Annotated in this window: 32 protein-coding genes; 17 read left to right on the plus strand and 15 right to left on the minus strand. The window is 73.9% G+C overall.

Annotation, left to right across the window (positions count from 1 at the left end; genetic code table 11):
- Nucleotides 1-103: 103 nt before the first annotated feature.
- Together ABT403_RS23445 and ABT403_RS23450 are read right to left on the minus strand one after the other, a co-directional pair.
- On the minus strand, nt 104-391 hold the full coding sequence (locus ABT403_RS23445) for a hypothetical protein (RefSeq protein ID WP_344162312.1): 288 nt from the start codon (nt 389-391) through the stop codon (nt 104-106).
- Between the two features lie 101 nt (nt 392-492).
- Entirely contained in the window at nt 493-1164 is a 672-nt protein-coding gene (locus ABT403_RS23450) for a LuxR C-terminal-related transcriptional regulator (protein ID WP_344162309.1), read from the minus strand.
- A 239-nt stretch (nt 1165-1403) separates the two neighbouring features.
- Between ABT403_RS23450 and ABT403_RS23455 the strand changes: the two genes are divergently transcribed.
- The 3 genes from ABT403_RS23455 (at nt 1404) to ABT403_RS23465 (ending at nt 4232) form a co-directional block, all read left to right on the plus strand.
- Nucleotides 1404-1838, plus strand: a complete 435-nt coding sequence (locus ABT403_RS23455) for a type IV pili methyl-accepting chemotaxis transducer N-terminal domain-containing protein (protein WP_344162306.1) — start codon at nt 1404-1406, stop codon at nt 1836-1838.
- Nucleotides 1839-1893: 55 nt separating this feature from the next.
- Complete coding sequence (locus tag ABT403_RS23460) at nt 1894-2898, plus strand: BtrH N-terminal domain-containing protein (protein ID WP_344162303.1); 1005 nt, start codon at nt 1894-1896, stop codon at nt 2896-2898.
- A 281-nt stretch (nt 2899-3179) separates the two neighbouring features.
- Nucleotides 3180-4232: a chitinase gene (locus ABT403_RS23465; protein WP_344162373.1), complete on the plus strand. Its 1053-nt coding sequence runs from the start codon at nt 3180-3182 to the stop codon at nt 4230-4232.
- A 48-nt stretch (nt 4233-4280) separates the two neighbouring features.
- Here ABT403_RS23465 and ABT403_RS23470 read toward each other — a convergent pair whose 3' ends face one another.
- The gene (locus ABT403_RS23470; RefSeq protein ID WP_344162300.1) at nt 4281-5039 is read right to left on the minus strand and encodes an ATP nucleotide 3'-pyrophosphokinase; all 759 of its coding nucleotides are present in this window, start codon (nt 5037-5039) and stop codon (nt 4281-4283) included.
- A gap of 239 nt (nt 5040-5278) precedes the next feature.
- On the opposite strand from ABT403_RS23470, the gene ABT403_RS23475 reads away from it, so the two are divergent.
- A complete protein-coding gene (locus ABT403_RS23475; protein ID WP_344162297.1) occupies nt 5279-5878 on the plus strand; it encodes a hypothetical protein in 600 nt (199 codons plus the stop codon).
- An 80-nt stretch (nt 5879-5958) separates the two neighbouring features.
- Here ABT403_RS23475 and ABT403_RS23480 read toward each other — a convergent pair whose 3' ends face one another.
- Complete coding sequence (locus ABT403_RS23480) at nt 5959-6861, minus strand: NAD-dependent protein deacetylase (protein ID WP_344162294.1); 903 nt, start codon at nt 6859-6861, stop codon at nt 5959-5961.
- A 248-nt stretch (nt 6862-7109) separates the two neighbouring features.
- Between ABT403_RS23480 and ABT403_RS23485 the strand changes: the two genes are divergently transcribed.
- A complete protein-coding gene (locus ABT403_RS23485; RefSeq protein WP_344162291.1) occupies nt 7110-7769 on the plus strand; it encodes an AAA family ATPase in 660 nt (219 codons plus the stop codon).
- Here the strand turns inward: ABT403_RS23485 and ABT403_RS23490 are convergent.
- Together ABT403_RS23490 and ABT403_RS23495 are read right to left on the minus strand one after the other, a co-directional pair.
- On the minus strand, nt 7766-8254 hold the full coding sequence (locus ABT403_RS23490; protein WP_344162288.1) for a hypothetical protein: 489 nt from the start codon (nt 8252-8254) through the stop codon (nt 7766-7768). The two genes, ABT403_RS23485 and ABT403_RS23490, sit on opposite strands and share 4 nt — an antisense overlap.
- 196 nt (nt 8255-8450) lie before the next feature.
- On the minus strand, nt 8451-8822 hold the full coding sequence (locus tag ABT403_RS23495; RefSeq protein WP_344162285.1) for a hypothetical protein: 372 nt from the start codon (nt 8820-8822) through the stop codon (nt 8451-8453).
- A 219-nt stretch (nt 8823-9041) separates the two neighbouring features.
- Between ABT403_RS23495 and ABT403_RS23500 the strand changes: the two genes are divergently transcribed.
- Nucleotides 9042-9299, plus strand: coding sequence for a hypothetical protein (locus ABT403_RS23500; protein ID WP_344162282.1), 258 nt, complete (start codon nt 9042-9044; stop codon nt 9297-9299).
- Nucleotides 9300-9362: 63 nt separating this feature from the next.
- On the opposite strand, the gene ABT403_RS23505 is transcribed toward ABT403_RS23500, so the two are convergent.
- Nucleotides 9363-9797, minus strand: coding sequence for a VOC family protein (locus ABT403_RS23505; protein ID WP_344162278.1), 435 nt, complete (start codon nt 9795-9797; stop codon nt 9363-9365).
- A gap of 70 nt (nt 9798-9867) precedes the next feature.
- Between ABT403_RS23505 and ABT403_RS23510 the strand changes: the two genes are divergently transcribed.
- Both ABT403_RS23510 and ABT403_RS23515 read left to right on the plus strand, forming a co-directional pair.
- Complete coding sequence (locus tag ABT403_RS23510) at nt 9868-10683, plus strand: nucleotidyltransferase domain-containing protein (protein WP_344162274.1); 816 nt, start codon at nt 9868-9870, stop codon at nt 10681-10683.
- Between the two features lie 107 nt (nt 10684-10790).
- Nucleotides 10791-12338 (plus strand): AMP-binding protein, encoded by a 1548-nt coding sequence (locus ABT403_RS23515; RefSeq protein WP_344162270.1) that lies wholly within the window; start codon nt 10791-10793, stop codon nt 12336-12338.
- A 12-nt stretch (nt 12339-12350) separates the two neighbouring features.
- Here ABT403_RS23515 and ABT403_RS23520 read toward each other — a convergent pair whose 3' ends face one another.
- On the minus strand, nt 12351-12914 hold the full coding sequence (locus tag ABT403_RS23520; protein WP_344162267.1) for a dihydrofolate reductase family protein: 564 nt from the start codon (nt 12912-12914) through the stop codon (nt 12351-12353).
- 188 nt (nt 12915-13102) lie between these two features.
- Here ABT403_RS23520 and ABT403_RS23525 point away from each other — a divergent pair, with 188 nt between their 5' ends.
- On the plus strand, nt 13103-13906 hold the full coding sequence (locus ABT403_RS23525) for a neocarzinostatin apoprotein domain-containing protein (RefSeq protein WP_344162264.1): 804 nt from the start codon (nt 13103-13105) through the stop codon (nt 13904-13906).
- A 62-nt stretch (nt 13907-13968) separates the two neighbouring features.
- Complete coding sequence (locus ABT403_RS23530) at nt 13969-14436, plus strand: SRPBCC domain-containing protein (RefSeq protein ID WP_344162261.1); 468 nt, start codon at nt 13969-13971, stop codon at nt 14434-14436.
- A 13-nt stretch (nt 14437-14449) separates the two neighbouring features.
- Here the strand turns inward: ABT403_RS23530 and ABT403_RS23535 are convergent, their stop codons facing one another.
- Nucleotides 14450-15325, minus strand: coding sequence for an AraC family transcriptional regulator (locus ABT403_RS23535; protein ID WP_344162258.1), 876 nt, complete (start codon nt 15323-15325; stop codon nt 14450-14452).
- A gap of 72 nt (nt 15326-15397) precedes the next feature.
- Entirely contained in the window at nt 15398-15604 is a 207-nt protein-coding gene (locus ABT403_RS23540) for a hypothetical protein (protein WP_344162255.1), read from the minus strand.
- Between the two features lie 191 nt (nt 15605-15795).
- Here ABT403_RS23540 and ABT403_RS23545 point away from each other — a divergent pair, with 191 nt between their 5' ends.
- The 4 genes from ABT403_RS23545 (at nt 15796) to ABT403_RS23560 (ending at nt 17183) form a co-directional block, all read left to right on the plus strand.
- Nucleotides 15796-16038, plus strand: a complete 243-nt coding sequence (locus ABT403_RS23545; RefSeq protein WP_344162252.1) for a hypothetical protein — start codon at nt 15796-15798, stop codon at nt 16036-16038.
- A 133-nt stretch (nt 16039-16171) separates the two neighbouring features.
- Nucleotides 16172-16657, plus strand: coding sequence for a DUF2975 domain-containing protein (locus ABT403_RS23550; protein WP_344162249.1), 486 nt, complete (start codon nt 16172-16174; stop codon nt 16655-16657).
- A complete protein-coding gene (locus ABT403_RS23555; protein ID WP_344162246.1) occupies nt 16657-16914 on the plus strand; it encodes a helix-turn-helix domain-containing protein in 258 nt (85 codons plus the stop codon). The genes ABT403_RS23550 and ABT403_RS23555 overlap by 1 nt, the downstream gene beginning before the upstream one ends.
- Before the next feature lie 59 nt (nt 16915-16973).
- Nucleotides 16974-17183, plus strand: coding sequence for a hypothetical protein (locus ABT403_RS23560; protein ID WP_344162244.1), 210 nt, complete (start codon nt 16974-16976; stop codon nt 17181-17183).
- 74 nt (nt 17184-17257) lie between these two features.
- On the opposite strand, the gene ABT403_RS23565 is transcribed toward ABT403_RS23560, so the two are convergent.
- Nucleotides 17258-17614, minus strand: a complete 357-nt coding sequence (locus ABT403_RS23565) for a hypothetical protein (RefSeq protein WP_344162241.1) — start codon at nt 17612-17614, stop codon at nt 17258-17260.
- Between the two features lie 182 nt (nt 17615-17796).
- Nucleotides 17797-18111, minus strand: coding sequence for a hypothetical protein (locus tag ABT403_RS23570; RefSeq protein ID WP_344162238.1), 315 nt, complete (start codon nt 18109-18111; stop codon nt 17797-17799).
- 187 nt (nt 18112-18298) lie between these two features.
- Between ABT403_RS23570 and ABT403_RS23575 the strand changes: the two genes are divergently transcribed.
- Nucleotides 18299-18832 (plus strand): type 1 glutamine amidotransferase domain-containing protein, encoded by a 534-nt coding sequence (locus ABT403_RS23575; protein ID WP_344162235.1) that lies wholly within the window; start codon nt 18299-18301, stop codon nt 18830-18832.
- Between the two features lie 54 nt (nt 18833-18886).
- Here the strand turns inward: ABT403_RS23575 and ABT403_RS23580 are convergent, their stop codons facing one another.
- Nucleotides 18887-19171 carry a hypothetical protein gene (locus tag ABT403_RS23580; protein ID WP_344162232.1) on the minus strand — a complete coding sequence of 95 codons (285 nt, stop codon included), beginning with the start codon at nt 19169-19171 and terminating at the stop codon, nt 18887-18889.
- Nucleotides 19172-19295: 124 nt separating this feature from the next.
- Here ABT403_RS23580 and ABT403_RS23585 point away from each other — a divergent pair, with 124 nt between their 5' ends.
- Nucleotides 19296-20150 carry an MOSC domain-containing protein gene (locus tag ABT403_RS23585; RefSeq protein WP_344162229.1) on the plus strand — a complete coding sequence of 285 codons (855 nt, stop codon included), beginning with the start codon at nt 19296-19298 and terminating at the stop codon, nt 20148-20150.
- A 4-nt stretch (nt 20151-20154) separates the two neighbouring features.
- Here the strand turns inward: ABT403_RS23585 and ABT403_RS23590 are convergent, their stop codons facing one another.
- Nucleotides 20155-20373: a ferredoxin gene (locus ABT403_RS23590; RefSeq protein WP_351649750.1), complete on the minus strand. Its 219-nt coding sequence runs from the start codon at nt 20371-20373 to the stop codon at nt 20155-20157.
- Between the two features lie 5 nt (nt 20374-20378).
- On the minus strand, nt 20379-21572 hold the full coding sequence (locus tag ABT403_RS23595) for a cytochrome P450 (protein ID WP_344162223.1): 1194 nt from the start codon (nt 21570-21572) through the stop codon (nt 20379-20381).
- A gap of 110 nt (nt 21573-21682) precedes the next feature.
- Here ABT403_RS23595 and ABT403_RS23600 point away from each other — a divergent pair, with 110 nt between their 5' ends.
- On the plus strand, nt 21683-22291 hold the full coding sequence (locus ABT403_RS23600; RefSeq protein WP_344162220.1) for a TetR/AcrR family transcriptional regulator: 609 nt from the start codon (nt 21683-21685) through the stop codon (nt 22289-22291).
- The last annotated feature ends 6 nt before the right edge of the window (nt 22292-22297 follow it).

A 22297-nucleotide genomic window follows, 5' to 3' on the forward strand; every position in this document is an offset into this window, starting at 1 on the left:
TGCGGTTGATCGGGTGGTCGTCGGTGGCCCAGAGGTACTGGACGGCGTACGCGCGGGTAGCCTCCACGGCCGCTCCCCCCGAGTGGCTACCGCCGGGCCGTGGTCAGCCCTTGCCGAAGCTGCCGGCGATCGGGCCCGCCGCGCACTGGCGCCACTCGTTCTGGAACGTGTCGCTCATGCTCCGGACGTTGCCGCCGTGCGAACGGAGGTAGCCCTGGAGCCCCTCGCAGTTGCCCGGCGTCGGGCTGAAGGAGGAGGAGGCGCTGTCCCCGGCGGCGCCGCCGAAATCGGCCTGGCCGGCCGAGGCGCCGGTGGCGGTGGCGAGGAGGGCGGCCTGGGCGGCGACGAAGGCCGCGGCGCCGAGGCCGAGGGTACGGGTGAGACGAGGCATGTGATGCCTTTCGCAGAGAGACGGTTGGGTGTGCGGCCGCGCTTCGAAGTCTCGCGGACGCACGCCCCGCAGGGACCCCGCCGAACGGCTGGACCCGCGGTTCACCGCCACCGGCCGGCGGAGGGATCCCCGCCGGGGCCGGCGAGGAGGCCCGCGCGCTCGGCGAGGAGGGCCGCCTCGACGCGCCCGGTGACCCCGAGCTTGTGGAGGACCGCGGCGACGTGGTCCTTGACCGTGCCGTGGCCGATGTGGAGGCGCAGCGCGATGGCGCGGTTGGTCAGGCCGAGGGCGACGAGGGTGAGCACGTCCTTCTCGCGGGGCGTGAGCCGCCCCATCGCGGGAGCCACCCCCGAGGCCCGGCGCGCGGCGGGCCCGCGGGAGACGAGCGGGCCCCGGCCGGGTGCGCCGAGCACGGTCCAGCCGTCGGCGAGCAGGCGTACGAGGGCGGCCAGGCGGGCGGCGCCGGTGTCCTTGAGGAGGTAGCCGCGGGCCCCGGCGGCCAGGGCGAAGTCGACGTACTCCTCATCGTCTCGGTGGCTGAACACGCAGACGGGAGGACGCCGGGGGAGGGTGTCCAGGACCGCCTTGAAGGCCGGGACGCGCTCGGGGCAGAGGTCGAGCAGGACGAGGTCCGGTCCGCCCGCGCGCAGGGCGCCGCCGAGTCCGCTCGTCGGCACGGCGGCCGACACCGTGATGCCGCCCGCCCCCGAGAGCGCCCGCTCTGCCTCGGCCCGGGCCCGTCCGTCGTCGTCCGCCAGCACCAGGGTGATCATCGGTCGCTCCCGCCGGAAGGGGTTTCCATCCCCCCGTGGTCCGCAAGACGTGCCACTGATCCGGTTACCCGGCGCTCCCCGGCGCGAATCCAGCCGGTCGGCGGGGTCGTGGGCCCGGTGGGGGGAGCGGCTCCGGACGGTAGGCGTGCGGATGCGGGGTGTCCCCTTTCTGCATAGTTTTGCCGTGCGTACAGATAGGTCGTGTACGTCCGGTCCTGCCCCCGTGAGAAAGGCCTCCCATGAAGCGCTTCCCCGTGATCGGCGTGCTCTGCGTCAGCGCGGTGCTCGGACTCGCAGCCTGCTCCGACAACAGCGACGACAACTCGGCGGCGGAGCAGGCCACCAAGGCCGCGGCCGACCTGTGCACCGATCTCAACGCCCTCAAGGCGGACAACGCCAAGCTGAAGGCCCTGGACCCCGCCTCCTCGACCAAGGACCAGGTCAAGGACGCCTACGACGCCGTCCAGAAGGACTGGGGAAACGTCAAGGAGAACCTCGCCAAGCTGAAGAAGGCGGAACAGGACGCGGTCAAGGACGCGGCGGAGAACCTGAAGAAGGGGTACGAGGGCCTGCCGGGCGACACCACCGGCAAGGACGCGCTCACCAAGCTCCAGCCGCAGATCCAGAAGCTGGACGAGGCCTCCACGGCCGCCTCGACCGGTCTCAAGTGCTGACGGCCGGCCACCTCGCCCTGCGCTGAGCTGCCCTTTTGCGGGTTAGGGTGGCCTCATGACCGTGCTCGCATACGAAGACTTCGGCACCGGACGCCACCGGGAAGCCTCGCTGATCCGGCACGCCCTGGGCAGCGTCCACGACGAGGAGCTCGTGGCCGGCCTGGCCGGCGGCGTCGGCTTCATGTACTTCGTGTTCGAGTACGAGGGCAGGCCGCCCATCCTCACGATCGTGGCCCAGGCCCACCCTGAGCCCTGGGTGCAGGTCGCCCTCGGCCGCCTGGGGGTTCCGTACGAGGCCACCCGGGCGATGAACCCCCGCTGGGGCCGGGTCCGGGCCGCGCTCGACGCGGGGCAGCCCGTCTTCTGCGTGGTCGACCGTTCCTCCCTGCCCTGGCACGGCCCCGACCCGGACGCCGAGTTGACCGGCACCGACGCGCACACCGTCGTCATCGCCGGGTACGACGGCGACGACCTGCTGGTCGAGGACGGGGCCGCCACCCCGTACCGCATCGACCGCGAGGAGTTCGGCGCCGCCTGGACCGCGCACCGCGACGGCCGCCACCAGCTGATCGTGCCCACCGGGCCGCCCGAGGGGGAGCCGGACGTGGCGGGGGCGATCGCCTCCACCGTCACGCACTTCACCGGGCCGGTCCTGGGCAACGCCTTCGACGTGAACTTCGGCTTCAGCGGGATGGAGAAGTTCGCCGCCCAGTTGCGTGACGCCGCCACCGCCGACGGCTGGGAGCACCGGTTCGGCGGCACGCCGGAGGCCTTCCGGGCGGGCACCGGGCGGCTGTACGCCTGCCTGGAGGAGGAGTGGACCGCCCCGGGCGCGACGCGGCCGCTGTACGCCGACTTCCTCGACCTCGTGGGCCGCACGGAGGCCGCCGCGCTGTTCCGGGAGTCCGCCGGGCACTGGTCGGAGCTGGCCGCACTCGCCCGGGACGCCGCCCCGGACGCCGGTCCGGGTGAACGCCGGGCCTTCTTCGACGCGTGCGCGGGGCGCGTGGACCGCTGCCTCGACCTGGAACGGCAGGCCGTCCGCTCCCTGACGAGCTGACGAGCTGACGAGCTGACGGGCTGCCATCGGCGACGGGCTGACGGACTGACGGGCTGACGGGCCGGGGGGCGAGGGGCCGGCCGGCCCGGACGGGCTCCCGCCGTGGCTCTTGACGGATGGTCTGGACCAAACCTACGTTGAGGCGCGTCACCCGCGAACGCTCCCGGGCGGCCCGCCCGGCGGGCGCCCGCGCCCCACGGTAGTCCTTCCTCCCGGCAATTCCGGCCTGTCCGCACGTCCGTGCCCCGGGTGCGGACGGCGTGAAGGGAGCACCCCTCATGATCCGTCGGACCCTCCGCCTGCTCGGCCTCGGCCTCGCGGCGGCCCTGCTGGCCCCGTTACCCGCTGCGGCGGCCACCCCGCCGCCCCCGGGCCCGCTCGCACCCGACACCTGTGCCGTCCGGCCGAAGCCCTCCGGCAAGGTCCTCCAGGGATACTGGGAGAACTGGGACGGCGCCGCCAACGGCGTCCATCCGCCCCTCGGCTGGATCCCCCTCACCGACGGCCGCATCCGCGCCCACGGCTACAACGTGATCAACGCCGCCTTCCCGGTGATCCGTTCCGACGGCACCGTCCTGTGGGAGGACGGGATGGACAGCACCGTGAAGGTGCCGACCCCCGCCGAGATGTGCCAGGCCAAACAGGACGGCCTCACCGTGCTGATGTCCATCGGCGGGGCGGCCGCCGGCATCGACCTCGGCTCCGCCGCCGTGGCCGACCGCTTCGTCGAGACGATCGTCCCCCTCCTCAAGAAGTACAACTTCGACGGGATCGACATCGACGTCGAGACCGGCCTCGTCGGCTCCGGCAGCATCACGCAGCTCTCCCCGTCGCAGGCCAACCTGATCCGCATCATCGACGGCGTACTCGCCCGGATGCCCGCCGGCTTCGGCCTCACGATGGCCCCCGAGACCGCCTACGTCACCGGCGGCAGCGTGGCGTACGGATCGATCTGGGGCGCGTACCTGCCCATCGTCAAGAAGTACGCGGACAACGGCCGCCTGTGGTGGCTGAACATGCAGTACTACAACGGCAGCATGTACGGGTGCGCCGGGGACTCCTACTCCGCGGGGACCGTCGCCGGCTTCAAGGCGCAGACCGACTGCCTCGACCGGGGGCTCGTCGTCCAGAACACCACGATCAGGGTGCCCTACGACAAGCAGGTCCCCGGTCTCCCGGCCCAACCGGGCGCGGGCGGCGGCTATATGAGCCCGGGCCTGGTCTCCCAGGCGTGGAACCCCTACGGTGGCCGGCTCAAGGGCCTGATGACCTGGTCGCTCAACTGGGACGGGTCCCGCAACTGGACCTTCGGCGACAACGTCCGCGCACTTTAAGGACGTTGACGCCGAAGGCGGTTCACGGCCGGCGTGCCGCCGGAGCGGTCAGCGCCCCGCCGGGACGGGCAGCGGCGCGGGCGGGCTGAGCCGGTCGGCGCCCGCCGGGACGGGGACGGCGGCGAACTCGGCGTCCTGCAGGGCCTGGAGCTCCTTCTTCCGGGCCGGCGAGGTCGACGGGAGCCGCTGCTCCTCGTACAGCAGGTGGGTCACCTCCTGCGCGTGCTTGCTGGCCGGGGTGTGGAACTGGACCTCGAAGAGCTGACCGGAGCGCGGTGCGCGCCAACCGGTGTTGAGGCCCTTGTAACCGCTGCTCCGGCCCCAGGTGTTGGACCACTTCGTACTGCCGTTGCCCCATGCGGACAGGACGGTGGAGGCGGTGCCCACGCCGTCGGTGTAGCTGCCGTCCGGCCACTGGAGGGTGTACCGGACGGCGTCGCTCACGCCCGCCAGGACCGTCCCGACCGTCTGCCCGGGGTGTTCCTTGAGGGAGGTGGCGACCTTCCGCTTGAGGGAGTCGGGGGACTTGAGCCGGTTCTCGTAGCCGATCAGCTCCGCGCCCGAGACGAGGGCGGCGGCGCGCACGTCCGTGCTGATCGACTCCTCGGCCCGCTTCGCCCGGTCGACGTAGGCGTCGACCTCGGCGTTGTCGGCGGCGTTCAGCGTGAGCCCGCCCTCCCCCTTCCAGCCGCCGTCGGCGGGAACGGCGGCCACCGCCGTTCCCGTGCCGACGGCCAGCGCGGTGGTGAGCGCCGTCGAGATCAGGACGCGGGCGATGAGGGGGGCGGCGGCCGTGCTGGTGGTCATGGACTCTGCCTTCACACTCGTTGGTGATCTTGTGCACGGCACAACCGGGCCGGGTCCGTCCGGGTTACGGATCACCGCCCGGAAAGGCGGAGGGCGTGGTGGACGTCCGCGCCCGTGTGGTGCGGGTGTTCGCGGGCCCCCTGTGCGGGTGATCCGTGCCCGTACTGGTCCCGGGCCGCGGTGAGCGTGCGGGATCATGGGGGTGTGGAGTGCGGGCCGGACGTGGAGAGGGCACCTTGATGGAGGTGGAGCGCGAGACGCAGGCGGCCACCGTGGCGGGGCTGCTCGCGGCGGTGGCGGACGGGCAGAGCGGGGCCCTGTGGCGGCTGCGGGGCGCCGGCCGGCAGCTCGACGCCAACCTGGTGCGGCACCTGCCCGGCACCGGGGGAGCGCAGTACACCGAGGACGAGGTCGACGTGATGCTGGTCGTCGTCTCGGGCACGGGCATCCTCACCCTGGACGGCGCCCAGTCGCACCTGTCCGCAGGCTTCCTGGCCCTGCTGCCCCGTGGCTCCGCCCGGGCGCTGCTCGCCGGGCCGAAGGGCCTGGTCGTGCTGACCGTTCACCGCAAGCGCCGGGGGATGACCATTGCGCCCCCCGCCCCCGCCGCCGAGGTCCCCGCCGCGCCCGCCCCCGCCTCCGCCGCCGCCCCCGCCGCCGAGGTCCCCGCCGCCCCTGCCACCGCCGCCGCCGACGTCCCCGTCCCTGCCGCCGCCGCGCCCCCGCAGTGCGCCGTGCACCTGGTCTGCGTGCGCTGCCACCGGCACGCCATAGAGGTCGACGCCCGCTACTGCACCGGCTGCGGCACCCGCCTGCCCGCCCGCGCCGCAGCCGGCTGAGCGCGCACCCGGGCGGCTCCCGGGAGGGGCGCCTCAGCCGCGACCGGACCTCACCGCCGCCGGGGCCGTCCCGCGCGGGGTCAGCCGCCCGTCCGGCCTCCGTCGAGCGGGACGCCCAGCTGGTGCGCCAGCGCGGTGAGGGTCGCCCCGAGCGGGAGCGCGACACGGGTGACGGCGTGCGCGTCGCCCCGGGTCCGGTCCCGGTTGACGATCAGCACCGGCTTCCCCTCCTTCGCCGCCTGACGGACGAACCGCAGCCCGGACATCACTGTCAGCGAGGACCCCAGGACCAGCAGCGAGGACGCCTCCCGCACCAGCCGGCGGCAGTGCTCGACGCGCGCCGGCGGGACGCTCTCGCCGAAGAACACCACGTCCGGCTTGAGGACTCCGCCGCAGCGCGCGCAGGGCACCACGCGGAAGTCCCGGGCCTGCTCCCGGGTGAGGTCGGCGTCCCCGTCGGGGTTGATCCCCGCCGCCACGGGAGCGAAGCCCGCGTTCACCTCCTCCAGCCGCCGTGCCAGCTCGCGGCGCGGGCTGAGGGCCCCGCAGGACAGGCACACGACCCGGCCCAGGCTCCCGTGGAGCTCCACGACGCCCTCGCTGCCGGCGGCCTGGTGCAGCCCGTCGACGTTCTGGGTGATCACCCCCGAGAGCAGCCCGTGCCGCCCGAACGCGGCCACGGCCCGGTGCCCCGCGTTGGGCAGGGCGCGGCCGAACGTGCGCCAGCCGAGGTGGCCGCGCGCCCAGTACCGCTGCCGGGCCCCGGCGCTCGCGGTGAAGTCCTGATAGGTCATCGGCGTGTGCCGGCTCAGGCTCCCGCCCTCGCCCCGGTAGTCGGGGATGCCGGACTCCGTGGACAGGCCCGCCCCGCTGAGCACCAGCACACCGCCGGCGCGCAGCGCGTCGGCGACCGGCCGCGGGTCCGTGGTACCCGGCGGCGCTTCCTCGGTGGGGGTCCAGTCCAGCGTGGGACGCATGCGCATGCCTCCAGGGTACGAACCCGCCCGGGGCGCGGGTACGGCGTGCCCCGGCCAGGTTCGCCGTGGCACGCGGCGGGGGATCAGCCTGGTGGTGCCGGCCCCGGCGGCCGGTCGTCGAAGCGGACATGCGGAGGGCTCCTGCGACGGACGGCACGTCACGGCTGTGAGGGCCGTGCGGATAAGGTCGCTGACGAGGGAGGGCCGGTCACCGCCGTCGTGGCGGGTGGCGGTCGGACGAACAGGAGGCCCAGGTGGGCAGGTGCGACACCGCGCGAACGGAGGCGGCCGCCGTCCGCGACATCACCCCGCGGGGAACGGTCGACCTGCGGGGCGGGACGGACGCGGGCATACGCCTGTCCTACCCCCGGGACGCGGTCGTCGTCATAGCCGGGCTCCCGGGGAGCGGGAAGAGCACCCTGCTGCGCGCGTGGGCCCCCGCCGCGACCGTCCTGGACCCGCGCGGCACCCGCGCCGCCTGCGAGGCGGTCCTGCCCTCCTGGCTCCCCTACGCCCTGTACCGGCCGCTGGCGCGGCTGCACCACATGCGCCGGATCAGCGCGGCCATGCGCGGCCCGGAACCGCTGCTCATCCACGACTGCGGCACCCGGCCCTGGCTGCGCCGCTGGCTCACCCGCAGCGCCGGGCGGGCCGGGCGGCCGGCGCACATGGTCCTCCTCGACGTCGGGGCCCGCGAAGCCCTCTCCGGCCAGCGGGCCCGCCGCCGCCTGACGTCGCCCCGCGTCTTCGCCACCCACGAACGGGGCCTGGCGGCCCTGCTGTCCGGCATCGGAACGGACGCCCCGCCGCGAGCCTCCGGCTTCGCCTCCGTGGTCCTCCTGGACCGCCGCCTGCGCGACACCTCCCCCCGCGCCCGGTTCACCGACTCCCGCGTACCCCGGCAGGCGACCTAGCGGATCGGGTCCTCCCGCAGCCGGTGCGGCCGGGCCAGGGTCCGCTCGTACGCGGCCCGTTCGAAGACGTACGGCCCGAGCGGCAGCACCTCCCCCGGGGGCCTGTACGGCATCCGGAACCCGGACCAGGTCACGGTGGCGGCGGTGGCGTCGATGCGCGCGTACAGCGGGCCGCACTCCCACACCCCGCACACGCAGCCCAGGACCACCGTCGTCCCCGTCGCCGCGTCCCACAGCTCGCCCCGCCCCTCGCCGAGGAAGTGGCGGGCCGCCGCCGCGCTGCCGTCGCCGAAGTCGAGTGCCGTCAGGCCGCCGTACCGGTACCGCAGGAACTCCTCGCGCTCGCGCGGGGACTTGGCCCGGAAGAACTCCTCGGCCTCCCACACCGGGCGGATGGCCTCGACCAGGGGTTCCCGCAGGTCCGTCCCGTCCACCCGGATGCCCCACCTGCGGTTCACCCCGTACGTGAAGAACTCGATCCTCATCCGGCGCCGGCCGCCCCGAGGCCGCGGGCGCGCGCCGGTCCCGCGGCTCCCGTACCGATGACCATGGGGTCGTACCGGTCGTCCCGTGCCTCGGCCATGAGCGTCCTCACCTTCCCCGCCCGGGTCGGGCTGGCGTCAGGCTACGCGCGGCGGTACGCGCGGGGAGCCGGGACGCGCCGCCCGGGGGCGCCCGCGGTCAGTGCGCCGCGCGCAGCAGGCGGCGCCGGCGCGGGCGTTCCGTCCACAGGCAGGCGACCGCCAGGGCGGTCACCGCGGCCGCCGCCCCCGCCGGCCACACCGCCCAGGACGCGGCGACGGCGGCCACGAGTTGCAGCAGGACGAGCCCCACGGTGACCGCTCCGGGGACGGGGACGATGACGTGGTTCTTGTCCCCGGGCGTGGCGAACACCGTCGGCAGGCCGATCAGCAGCACCGCCGAGGCGACCGCCGCCACGACCGACCAGGACGCCAGCGCCCACGGCGTGGCCACCCACGCGCACAGCTCCGTCGCGAACCGCAGCGCCGAGGCCACGTCGGCGCGCCCTCTCGTCCCCGCCTCGTTCGCCATGCCGTACGTCCCCCTCAGGCCGTGTTCCGTGCCGCGTGGCGCACACTGTACGGGCGCGGCCGCGCGGCCGGAACGTCCGCTCCGAAGGCCCTTGCGGACGGGCCCGGTGAGGTGAACCCGTACGCCGGACGGCGGTGCGTGCGGCCGGCAGCGGTGGCGGTCCGCCGGGGCGCGTCGCAGGCTCGTCGGGGGACGAGCGCGAGGGAAGGGCGGCCGGCGATGCCACGAGCCGAGGAGCAGGGCCTGAGCGCGCGCCCGAGCGGGACGGCGGGTCAGCGGCGGGGCAGGGCCGGACAGCTGAAGTGCGCGGTCCTCGGGACCAACCTGCTCCCCGCGTTCCTCGTCCTCACGGTGATGATGGTGGCCCTGTGGCTCGCGGGCATGCCCTTCCTCCAGGCCCTGACGGTGTCCACCGGGGTGAAGGTCGCGATGGCCCTTCTCGTCCTCCGCCGCCCGGCACCGCCCCCGTCCTCATAGCGGGTTCCGGCCATGTACGTCCCCAGGACCGTCTGAGGCACTGCCGCAAGGGCGGGGGCCGGTCTAGTGGCCGCCGAAGTCGGGGAGGGTGATCGAGCCGTCCTCGTTGAAGGGGATCCCGGGGTTGTGCGCGATCTCCCAGGGGTGGCCGTCGGGGTCGGTGAAGGCGCCGGAGTAGAAGCCGACGGAGTTGACGGCCGCCGGTTTGGTGATCGTCCCGCCCGCCCGCCGCGCGGCCGAGAGCAGGGCGTCCACCTCGGCGTCGGAACGGACGTTGTGGGACAGGGCGATACCGCCGAAACCGCCGCCGGGAGCGGGCTCCAGGCCGCATTCCGCCGCGAGTCTCCCCCGGTCCCACAGGACGAGTCCCAGGCCGCCGGCCTGGAAGAACACGGTCTCCTCGACCTCCTGCCCCCGCCAGCCCAGGGCCTGGTAGAAGGACGTGGCGCGGGCGAGGCCGGAAACCCCCAGCGTGACGAGGGTGATGCGCTGCTCCATGGGGTCACGGTACGCCCCGGCGGCGGGAAAGGAGTCGCGCCGGCCGTCGCGATTCCCCAGACTCCGGGTCATGGATCGTTTGGGAGAGATCGCGCGGCGGCTGGCCGGTGTCGGCGGAGTGGCCGGGGTGTGCCTGGGAGGCAGCCGGGCCCGGGGAACCCACCACCCGGGCTCGGACTACGACCTCGGCCTGTACTACCGGCCGCCGCTGGACACCGCCGCCCTGCGCCGCCTCGCCGCCGAACTCACCGGTGCGCCGGTGGAGGTGACGGAACCCGGCGGCTGGGGGCCCTGGGTGGACGGCGGGGCGTGGCTGACCGTAGACAGGCGGGCCGTCGACTGGATCTACCGGGACCTGGACCGCGTCCGCCGGATCTGGGAGGACTGCCGGGCGGGCCGTTTCGAGGTGGGGGTCCAGGCGGGGCACCCGCTCGGGGTGTACTCGCACGCGTACGTCGGGGAGCTCGTCCTCGGCCGCGTTCTCGCCGATCCCGGCGGCGAGTTGGGGTCCCTGCGGCGGGAGGCGGCCCGCTATCCGGAGCCGTTGCGGGCGGCCCTGGTCGCCAACACGCTGTGGGAGGCCCCCTTCTGCCTGGCCAACGCCCGCAAGGGGGCGTCCCGCGGTGACGCCTTCCACGTCGCCGGCTGCCTCTTCCGCGCGGTCGGGCTCCTCGTGCAGGGGCTGCACGCCCACGCGGGACGGTGGGTGCTGAACGAGAAGGGTGCCGTCCGGGCCGCCGGGGAGCTCCCGGTGGCCCCTGCGGACTTCTCCGCGAGGGCGCACGGGCTGTTCGCCGTCCTCGGCACATCCCCGGCCGTCCTGTCCGCCGCGCTGGACACCGCTGACGCGCTGGTCGCCGACGTGTGCCGGCGGCTGACGTCCTGACGCGCCCGGTGAGCGGACGGTGGCTGGATGTCGGCGTCCGGCTTGGGCTGGTGGATCTTCGGCCGTTAACCTGCGGCTAGTTGCTCAAGTCAACCAATAGGAGTGGTATGGACGGCACCGGCGGACACTTCCGCAGTCACGTGGAGGAGATCCTCGACGCCCTGGCGAAGGACCCCGGCCGCGAGGCCCTGGTCCACCACGACCGGCGCGTCAGCGCGGGCGAACTGCGCGGCCTCGTCCACCGCATGGCCCGCGCACTGCGCTCCCGGGGGGTACGGCGCGGCCAGACCGTCACCCTGCTGTCCGGCAACCTCCCCGAGACGATCGCGGCCCGCTACGCCGCCGGGCTGCTGGGCTGCGCCGTGAACCACCTCTACGCGGGTCTTTCGGCCGACGTGCACGCCGACATCCTGCGGGACGTCGAGACCGGGACGCTGATCGCCGACCCCGCCCATCGCGAACGCGCGGCCGACCTGGCCCGCCGGGTGCGGCTGGACCGCGTGCTGCTGCTCGGCGCGGGCACCGGTACGGAAGCCGACCTCGTGACGCTCGCCGCCGGCGAGTCCGCCGAGGCCCTACACGGCGAGGCGCGTCCGCAGGACATCTGCACCATCCGCCACACCGGCGGCACCACCGGCCACCCCAAGGCCATCTGCACGACCTTCGGGCAGTGGGCGACGATCGGACCGGACTGGACCGAGGAGGCGGAGGTCAGGCTGCTGGTGTGCACCACCCTCGCCCATGCCGCCGGCCTCATGGCGGACGCCACCCTGCACCACGGCGGCACCGTCGTCCTCCTCGACGAGTTCGAGGCGGGCGCCGTGCTCGCCGCCGTCGAGCGCGAGCGCATCTCGCACATGTTCCTGCTCCCGCCGCTGCTCTACCAGCTGATGGACCACCCCGCGATCGACCGCACCGACACCTCCAGCCTGCGCGCGCTCACCTACGGCGGCTGCGCCTCCTCCCCGGCCCGCCTCGCGGCGGCGGTCCGGCGCTTCGGCCCCGTACTGCACCAGTTCTACGGCCAGAACGAAGCGGGCGGGATCAGCATGCTCCTGCCCGAGGACCACGACCCGGCGCGACCGGAGCTGCTGCGGACCGCCGGCAAAGCCATGGAGGGGGTCGAGGTCGCCATCGTCGGCCCCGGCGGACGGCACCTGGCCCCGGGCGAGCACGGCGAGATCTGCGTACGGTCCCCGCACGTGATGGAGGGCTACTGGAAGCAGCCCGAACTCACCGCCGAGGTGCTGCGGGACGGCTGGCTGCACACCGGTGACATCGGGTTCCTCGACGCGGACGGATACATCACCATCGTGGACCGGCTCAAGGACATGATCGTGGTGGTCGGAGGCCACGTCTACACGGTGGAACTGGAAGACGTGCTGAACTCCCATCCGCAGGTCCTGCAGAGCGCCGTGCTCGGGGTCCCGGACGCCAACCTCATGGAACGGGTCCACGCGGCCGTCGTCCGCACGCCCGGCGGCGACGTCGGCGAGGCGGAGCTGCGCGCCCTGGTGCGGGAGCGCAAAGGCGCGATGTACGAGCCCGCGTCCCTCTCCTTCGTCGACGAACTGCCGCTGACCGACGCGGGGAAACCGGACAAGAAGCTGCTCCGCGCCCGTGCCCGCGCCGCCGCTCGGCCCGACGCTCCCTGAAGCGAGCCCGGGTCAGCGCACCACGCGGTAGCGGAGGCAGACGACCTGTGAGCCGAGGGTGCGGCTCTCGGTGAGTTCGAGGTCCACCCGGCGCGCGTGACGGGGGAAGAACGGGATGCCGCCGCCGACGAGCACGGGGTGGACCCTGGGCCGGTACTCGTCGATCAGATCCAGCGCGGCCGCCTCTGCGGCCAGGGTCGCGCCCCCGATCGCGATGTCGCCCGGATCCGGGGAGGCCCGCAGCCGTTCGATCTCCTCCGCCGGCCCGCCCGAGGCCAGCCGGGCACGGCCCCGCACCTCCGGCAGGGTGGTGGAGAACACCACCTTGGGGAGCGGGTTCCACAGCGCGGCCCACTCGCGCATCGGGGCGCCGAGCGACGGATCCCGCCCGGCGGTCTCCCAGTACAGCATCGTCTCGTACAGCCGCCGCCCCATCAGGTGGACGCCGACCCCGCGGATCTCGTCGGTGACGAACCGGAAGAGCTCCTCGTCGGGCTCCGTCCAGTCGAACCGGCCGTCCGGCCCGACGATGTAACCGTCGAGCGAGACCCCCATCGAATAGGTCACCCTGCGCATCGGACGTCCTCCTCGGTCGCGGATCCGACCGTACGGCCGCCGGATGCCCGGGGCCCGCAGCGACTCCACCGTCCGCCCCGTCTTCCCGCGCGCGGCTCGATCGCGACCTTGTGGGGGAGGGCGGGGGACAGGAGGATCCCTTCGACCGGCAGACGAGACGGAAGACGGAGACGGAAAGGGGACGCGGGATGCGGCTGTGGGGGGTTCTGGGGAGGGCCGGGCTCGTGGTGGCCCTGGCCGGGGCGGGGCTGGGGGTGAGGGGGGCGGCCGAGGCGGCGCCGGATGCTCCGCAGCTGGTGGTGAAACGCACGACCGGGCTGTCCGACGGGGACATCGTCGGGTTCTCGGTCAAGGGCGGCCCGCCCAAGGCGTACGTGTGGGTCGAGACGTGCGCCCCGGACACGGTGGCCGGGGCCTGCGACGAGGCCACCGCCCGGCAGTTCCGCGTGCTGCCGGACGGCACCCTCGCGGTGTCGCCGAAGAAGCTCTACGCGCGACTCGCCACCGGCGCCGGCACCTTCGACTGCCGTACCGCCACGGCGGCGGCCCACCCGTGCCGGCTGGCCCTGACGGACAACACCGGCGCCGTCCTCACCACCGTCGCGCTGTCCTTCCGGCCCCACGGCGCCCTGGAGGCGGCTCCGACCGTGCGCGTGGATCCGTCCGAGGGGCTGGTGGACGGTCAGACCGTTCAGGTCACCGGGCGCGGATACGAGCCGCAGTACCACTCGGTGGTCCTGGAGTGCGCCGCCGGCACCGCGGAGGCCGAGGGCTGCCGCACCCGGGGCCGCCCGCCCGCCACCACCGACCAGGGGCGGCTGGACGAGGAGGTCGTGGTCTCGGCGGCCTTCACCGCCAACGACGGGCGCACGGTCGACTGCCGTGTCGCCCCCGGCTGCGAGGTGAGGGTGCTCGGAACCCGGGTCCGCGGCCCGCGCTCGGTGTCCCATCCCCTCCACTTCGCCCCGGCGGACGCGCCCGCCGGCGGCTGACACCACCGGCGGACGGCACGGGCGGCGGGCGGCGGGGGCCCGGAGGGCGCATGATCATGGTTATGCAGAACCTCCACCTCACCCGGGATCCCGCCGCCTACGCCTGCATGCTCGTCCGCAGACCCGCCGGCGAGGTGTTCCGGGCCTTCGCCGACCCCGCTCTCACCTCCCGCTTCTGGTACAGCGGCAGCACCGGCCCCATGACCGCCGGGGCCGTGCTGCGCTGGGAGTGGGAGACGTACGGGGTGTCCGTCGAGGTGCGGGTCCGGGAGGTGGAGGAGGGCCGCCTGATCCGCTTCGAGTGGGGCAACTACGAGCAGCCGACCACCGTCGAGCTGCGCTTCACCCCCCGGACGGCGGACACCACGTTCGTGGAGGTCACCGAGACCGGCTTCCAGGGCTCGGGGGACGACACCGTCCGGTGGGTCAACGACACCGTCGGCGGCTTCACCACCGTGCTGTGCTCGATGAAGGCCCTGCTCGAACACGGCGTCGAACTGGGCGCCGTCCCCGACCACCACCCGGCCTGAGCCGGGACCGGCCTCAGAGGGTGGCGGTGCGGGCCACCGGGATCCACAGGTGCGCGTCGGAGCACGCCGGGTCCTCCCCGGACGCGCGGGTGCGCAGGATCTCCGGTCCCGGACGGTACTCGTACGGGTTCGAGGGCATCCACCGGGCGGCCACGTCGCCCCACATCCGCTGGAGCGCCTCCGGGAACGGCCCGCTGTTCTCGAACACCGCCCAGGTGCCGGCCGGGCAGTCGAGGACGTCGAGGTCGGCCGGCACCTCGGCGGCAGCCGTCACCACGGCGTGGTAGTAGTCGAGTTCACCGCCCTCCTCGAACCCGTCCGACAGCCGTACCGTCGCCGACACGACACCCTCCGGATCCTGGTCCGAGAGGCCGGCGATCCGCAGCATCGTCTCCGCCGGGATGCTCCGGATGTGCTCGGCGATGTGCGGGTTGACCCCCTGGTAGATCAGCGGGACGCGGACCTTCCTGCCCACGACCCTGAACGCTTCCTTCTCCACGATGCGGTACCGCATGGTGCTGTTCCCTTCGACGGTGAGGCGGAAGGAGAGCCGGGGCTGCGCGTGGAGGGCCGCGCCGGTACGCCGCGCCTCGCCGGGACCCACGCCGTGCACGGCGCGGAACGCCCGGGCGAAGGCCTCCCCGGAGGTGTAGCCGTAACGGACGGCGATCTCCAGCAAGGTCGGCTCCCCGGCGAGCACGTCGGCCGCGGCGACGGTGAGCCGCCGGCGGCGGACGTACTCCGAGAGCGGCATCCCCGCCAGCGAGGAGAACAGCCGCCGGAAGTGGTACTCCGACGTGACCGTGATCCGCGCCAGCTCCGGCACCTCCAGGTGCCGGTCCAGATGCGCCTCGATGTGCTCCATGGCCTGGTTGAGCCGGTCCAGCAACTCCGGCCTCCTTCCCTTTCGCCCACCAACCTAGGAAGGGCCAAGCCTGCCGCACCCGACATCCCGTGCCCGCTACGGTCGGGTGGCGGCCGGGGAGGCGAGGCGTGAGCCGAGACGGGAGCGCATCTCCGTGGCCGCCAGCCGTACGTCACGGGAGCCGGCGCAGTCCTCGAGGGCGCCGAGGAGGACCATGATCGCGCGCGCCTCGTCCGCGGTCACCAGCTTGACGCGGGTGTCGGCCGTGGCGTCGATGAGTACGTTCAGGAAGTCTTCGTCCATGCCGGGACAACGCCCAGCGGCGGTGGCCGGTCACCCGGGCGGGACCTGCGGGACGGATTGGCCTAGACCTATTGTGCGGCTCCGGCCCTGACGGTACGTTCGTGCCCGGCTGCGCAGCCGGTACGTACCGCACCACATCGCATCGTCGGGCACATTGCCGGGGTATCCCGGCATTTTCAGGAGGACATGCCATGTACCGCCGCGCAGCAGCCGCTCTCGCCACCGTCGCCACCGCGGGCGCCCTCGCGCTCGGCGTGGCCGGCACCGCCGAGGCCACCCCCGGCCCCGGCTGGTACGCCCGCAGCCAGCACACGTCGTACGCCGACTGCCAGGCCACCGGCAAGGCCGGTTACCAGGTCTGGGGCCCGATCTTCTTCTGCGAGCCCCTCAGCTCCACCCGGCAGGACGTCATCGTCCTCTGGGTCCGCTACTGACGCGCCCGGCCGGCCCCGGGAACTCCCCGGGGCCGGCCGTTCTCGCGTCGTCAAGGTCGTACGGTGATCCACCCCTTGCCTCGCCTATCGACTTTCGATAGATTCCCATCGTAATTCGATGGAGGGATGGGTTGTGGGAAAGCTGACGATCTATGCGCTGAGAGCCGTGCTCGCGGTGGTGCTCGCCGGTACCGTGCTCGTGCAGGGCGGGATGGTCTGGGCGCTGGCCACCGATCCGGAGGACGGATCGCTGCCGTTGACCTCCTTCCGCGTGATCACGATGCTGGGCATGGTGTCGGCCCAGGTCGCCCTGGTCTGTGTGTGGCGGCTGGTCGCGATGGTGCGCTGGGGCACCGTGTTCTCCCACGCCTCCTTCCGGTACGTGGACGGTGTGATCGGCGCGATCGTGGGCGCCGCCCTGCTGTGGTTCGCGGTCACGATCGTCAACGCGCCGGGCCAGCGGGAGGATCCGGGCGTCACCGTCATCATGGGCGGGATCGGCCTGGCCATCCTGGGCGTCGCCCTCATCGTGCTCGTCCTGCGGATGCTGCTCGCCCAGGCCGTCGCGCGCGACGTCGAGGCGTCGCGGATGCGGGCCGAGCTGGACGAGGTGATCTGATGCCGATCGCCGTCGACATCGACGTGATGCTGGCCAGGCGGAAGATGTCCGTCGGCGAGCTGGCGGACCGGGTGGGGATCACGCCCGCCAACCTGGCGGTACTGAAGAACGGCCGCGCCAAGGCGGTCCGCTTCGCCACGCTCGCCGCCCTCTGCGAGGTGCTTGAATGCCAGCCGGGCGACCTCCTGCGCTGGGAGGCCGACGACGCGGAGAGCGACGCCCGGCCGGGACTCGACCCGGCCACCAGCGAGCGCTGAGCGCTTCGCGAGACGCTCACCCCCGGACAGGAGCACCTCGATCGGCAGAGGGGAACACCATGGGTGAGAGCGACGTACTGACCGTTCCGGACCCGGGGAGCGTACGCCTCGCGGACGGCGCCACGGCCCGGGACACCGCGCGGCGCCGGCCCGCCGGCTACTTCTGGACCGAGGCGGAGTGCCGGGCCGCGGGGGAGGCCAAGGGACTCCCGTACACCTGCGCGTTCCGGCCCTACCCCACTCCCATCTGGGCGCTGTACCTCGACTGAGCGGCCCGGCGCACCGAGGCCGTCCGGGCGGCTCCCCGTCCCACGGGGGCAGCCCGGACGGCCGTGCACGCGGGCTACTTCACCGGGTCCCCGAAGCGGACGGAGCGGACCTCCAGGGTGTCCTTGGCCGGGTTGCCGTGGGCCTTCAGCCGCCAGCTGGCGCCGTCGCAGTTCGCGCCGAGGTAGACGGTCACCGGGGTGTCGGTCTCGTTGTGGGGGCCGTAGCCCGGCAGTTCGTCGTCGTCGCCGACGGCGTAGAGGTTGACGCAGTGGCCGCTGAGCGGGTCGTGCAGGGTGACGACCTGCTCCTGGCCGTAGCCGTCGACGTACTTGTAGTGGAAATAGCCCTCGGCGGCCTGGGCCGAGCCGGTCATGGACAGGACCAAAACAACGGCGCCGAGACAGGCGCCCAGGGTGCTGCGCAGCTTCACGGGGGATCCCTTCCGGAGATGATCAAGGCTGGTGCGGGCCCGACCCTAGAAGGGGAGTGCGGCGGCGAACCGATTCGCCCGGCCGAAGCCCCCCGCGCGTCCCCCGCCGTCACCCGTCCGGCCCCGACCGCCCCGCAGAAGCAGGACCGGGCGGCGGCCGCCTGCCCCCGCGCCGGCGTCCCTCAGCCGGGCTCGCTCGCGATGCGCAGTGCCAGCGCCTGGAGGATCTCCTCGACGGACGTCTCCGGCGCCGTCTCCTCGTAGGCGTCCGCCACCACCTCGAACGCCAGGATGAAGCCGTTCACCAGAGCGTTCAGGGGCTCTGACACCTGTTGCAGCACGGACAGGCCGATCTCGGCGGCGTTCCCCTCGGCGGGCACCGTGAACCGGTCCGGGGTCACTTCGCCGAGCAGCTCGGAGACGTACTCCTCCCCGATCCCGGAGCGCAGGCCCACCAGGGCCGCGATGGCCTTCAGCCGTGTGTCGTCGTCCGTCATGGCGTGCGCCCGTGTCGCCCGGCCGGTCGGTCGTCAGTCATGGCGGGGCGCCTGCCCGCCCTTCCCCGGTTCATGCCGCCGCCGCGGCCCCGTCCCCCCTCGGGTTTGCCCCCGCCGGCCGTGGGCACCCGCACACCGGGCCCGCGCCCGGCAAGAGCCGATCCGTGAGTGGAAGGACGTGAGTACCGTGCGCATCGCATTCCTGACGGCGGGCGAAGGCGTCGAGGAAGTCGAACTGACCGAGCCCTGGAAGGCCGTCCTGAAGGCGGGCTGGACCCCGCATCTGGTGTCGACGGAGCCCGGAGAGGTCCAGGCCATGCGTCATCTGGACAAGGCCGGCAGGTATCCGGTCGACAGGGTCCTCACCGGCCGTACGGACGAGAGCTTCGACGCCCTCGTGCTGCCCGGCGGAGTCGCCAACCCCGACGCCCTGCGGATGAGCGAGGCCGCGGTCGGCTTCACGCGCGGCTTCTTCGAGGCGGGCCGGCCGGTGGCCGCGATCTGCCACGCGCCCTGGCTGCTGGTGGAGGCCGACGTCGTGCGGGGGCGGACGCTGACCTCGTGGCCCAGCCTGGCCACCGACATCCGCAACGCGGGCGGCACCTGGGTGGACGAGCGGGTGCACATCTGCCGCGCGGGCGCCAGCCCGCTGGTCACCAGCCGCAAGCCGGACGACCTCCACGCCTTCTGCGAGGCGTTCGTGACCGTCTTCGGCGGCTGAGGCCGCTTCCCGGCCCGGGACGGCACACCCCGTCGGAGGCGGGCCCGGGCGCCGTCACCTCCACGGGGGCAGGACGGCGGGACCGCCCGCGCGTACGGCGTCGACGACGGCCTCGTGCAGTGCCCGGCTGGCCTCCTCGCCGGTGCACGCCACGGGACTGCCCGACAGGGTGAGCCAGTGCGCTCCGCCGCTGTACTGCACGGTGACGTGCGCCAGGCCGTCGTCGGCGGTCCAGGTGGTGTGGACGTCGAGCTCTCCGGTCAGGATGCTCCCTTCCTCCGTCCGCACACCGCCGTGCCCGGCGAAGACACCGCGCGTGGTCCATGACGCCCAGCTCATATGGCCTCCGGTTCCGCCCACGTGCTCACGCGGGGCCGAGGGGACGGCTTCGTACCACCGTAGCGGGGCGGTTCCCGTCACGCCCGCCCGGCGGCTCGGGCTGCGCCGGCCGGATAATCCTGCGATGGGAACTCTGGTGGCGGTGCGCAGGTATCCGGTGAAGTCCATGCTCGGCGAGGCGCTCACGAGCGTCCGGGTCACGGAGGGAGGGCTGGCCGGGGACCGGGCCTTCGCGGTACTGGACGGGGCGGGCGCCGTCGGCAGCGCCAAGCACCCGCGCAAGTGGGGCGGGCTGCTGCGCTGCCGGAGCAGCTCGGCCCGCCCCGGGGAGGCCGAGGTGGAACTGCCCGGCGGCGACGTACTGCCGGCCGGGTCGGCGGCACTGGACGCGCGCCTGTCCGGCCTGCTGGGACGCCCGGTCCGCGTGTCGGACGAGCCGCACGGGCACGGGCTCCTCGAACGCGCCGTCCCCGCCTACGAGGGAGGGCTCCCCGAGGTGCTGCGCGCGAGCGCGTCCGTGGACGGGACGGGGGAGGAGATCACGGCGGGACGGGTCGCCGCCGGGACCTTCTTCGACTTCGGCCGCGTCCACCTGGTCACCGTCAACAGCCTGCGCCGGCTCCGGCGGATCCGCCCCGAGGGGGACTTCGACCCCCGGCGCTTCAGGCCCAACCTGGTGGTCGACCTCCCCGGCGGCCCCGGGTTCCCCGAGGACGCCTGGACGGGCGGCACGCTGCGGATCGGCCGGGCCCTGTTCCGGGTCACCGTGCCCACGCCCCGCTGCGCCGTCCCGAACCTGGCCCACGGCGAACTCCCCGCCGACTCCGGCATCATGCGCGCCGTGGCCCGCGAACACCGGGTGCCGGTGCTCCACCTCGGCCGGCTGTCCTGTGTCGGCGTCTACCTGGACGTGCTGGAGCCCGGCGAGGTCCGCACCGGCGACGCGGTGACCGTCCACCCGCTGCCGTCCCGTCCGTGACCGGTCAGCCGGGGCGGGGGCCGATCACGGAGGTGCCGTCGTGCACCGTGATGGCCTGCGCCGGACACAGGTCGGCGGCCTCCAGGATCAGCTCGCCGGCGGCGACCCGCTCGGCGAGCGGCCGGGCACGGTCCCCCTCCAGTACGAACACCCCGGGGGCCGTGCCCGCGCAGATGCCCGAGCCCAGGCACAGCCCGGCGTCCACCCGTACGCTCCACGTCACGGCGCTCACCACCCGACCGGCATGACGCGCGGCCCGCGCACCAGCATCTCGGTCTTCCAGGTGAGGTCCCCGGCGAGTTCGAGCCGGGGGAAGCGCGCCAGCAGCGCTCCGAGGGCCTCCTGGAGCTCCATGCGGGCCAGCGGGGCCCCGAGGCAGTGGTGGACGCCGTGGCCGAAACCGAGGTGCTGGTTGGCGGGGCGCCGGATGTCGAGGACGCCGGGGGCGGTGAAGCGCAGCGCGTCGCGGTTGGCCGCGCCCATCGCGACGAGCAGCGGGTCCCCGGCCCGGACCAGGGTGCCGCCGACCTCCACGTCCTCGGTGGCGTAGCGGGCCTGGCCCGCCCCGCTGCCCAGCGGCACGAACCGCAGCAGCTCCTCCACCGCCGGGGCGATCAGTGAGGGGTCCCGGCGCAGCAGCGCGAGCTGGTCCGGATGGTCGAGCAGGGTGAGGACGAAGTTGGGGATCTGGGAGGCCGTGGTCTCGTGCCCGGCCACCAGCACCGCCACGCACAGGTCGACGAGCTCCGGCTCGGAGAGGCGGTCGCCGTCACCGTCGCGGGCCTCGATCAGCGCCGTCATCAGGTCGTCCCGGGGCTCCCGGCGGTGCAGCTCGATCAGCCCGGCCATGTAGGCGCGCAGTTCCGCGAGGCTGGCCTCGAACTCCTCGGCCGTGAGCGAGCTGGTCGACAGCGCCGCGTCGCTCCACACCCGGAACCTGGGCCGGTCCTCGACCGGCACACCGAGCATGCGGCAGATCACGGCCACCGGGAGGGGGAGCGCGAAGCGTTCGACGAGGTCGGCCGGCGGGCCGGCCGCCTCCAGTTCGTCGAGCAGCCCGGCGGTGAGCGCGCGCACCCGGGGGCGCAGCTTCTCGACCTGCCGGACGGTGAACGCCTTGGCCACCAGCGAGCGCAGCCGGGTGTGGTCGGGCGGGTCCATGCCCAGGATGCCGCTGTCGGTGCGGCCCTCGGACTGCCGGGGCTCGTCGTGGGCCGCGCCCTGCGCGCGGCTGAACCGGGCGTCGCCGAGCACGAGGCGGGCGTCCGCGTACCGGGTGACCAGCCAGGCCGGCTCGCCGTACGGCATCCGTACGCGTAACAGGCCCGGCCGGTCGCGGACGCGCTCGTACTCCTCGGCGAGCCGGAGTCCCTCGGCGGTGTTGAAGGGGTAGGCGACGGGGGCGGTCCCTGGGGTCGTCATATGGGCTCCTCTGTTGTAAGCAGCTGCTTACAACCTAGGGCGGGCCACCCGGCCGGTCAACGACGCTTTGTGGCCGTTATCCTGACGGGCCTTCCGAGAGGACCGACAGCGTGGACCCATCCCCCGAAGCACAGCCCGCGGAACGCCCCCGCAACGCCGAGGCCACCCGGCGGCGGCTGCTCGACGCCGCCGCCGAACTCTTCGCCGAGCGCGGCTACGAACGCACCACGGTCCGGGCGATCGCGGAGCGGGCCGGCGCCAACCAGGCACTCCTGTTCCGCTACTTCGGGTCCAAGGACGGGCTGCTCACCGAGGTCGTGGCGCGGGGGAGCCTGGAGCAGCTGCACGCGACCGCGCCGGAGGACCTCTTCGAGACCGCCCTGCGCTCGATGCTCAGCCGCAGCGGCTCGGGGGCCGACCGCTCCCTGGAGGTGTACCTGCGGTCGGTGGGCCGGGGGGACGAGGCGACGGGGACCCTGCGGGAGCTGGGCGGCGAGTACCAGAAGGTCCTCGCGGGCCTCACCTCCTCACCGGACGCGGCCCTGCGCGCCGATCTGGCCATGGCCTGGCTGCTCGGCATCGGCCTGATGCGGACGGTCGCCGCCCGCGAACCCCTCGCCAGCGCCGACCCGGAGGCGGTGTGCCGGCTGGTCCTGACCACCATGGACCGCTTCTGGACCCTCCCGTACCCGCCCGCGCCCGGCGCGGAGACGGACTGAGCGCGG

The organism is Streptomyces sp. NPDC000075, assembly GCF_040301925.1.
Classification (GTDB): domain Bacteria; phylum Actinomycetota; class Actinomycetes; order Streptomycetales; family Streptomycetaceae; genus Streptomyces; species Streptomyces polychromogenes.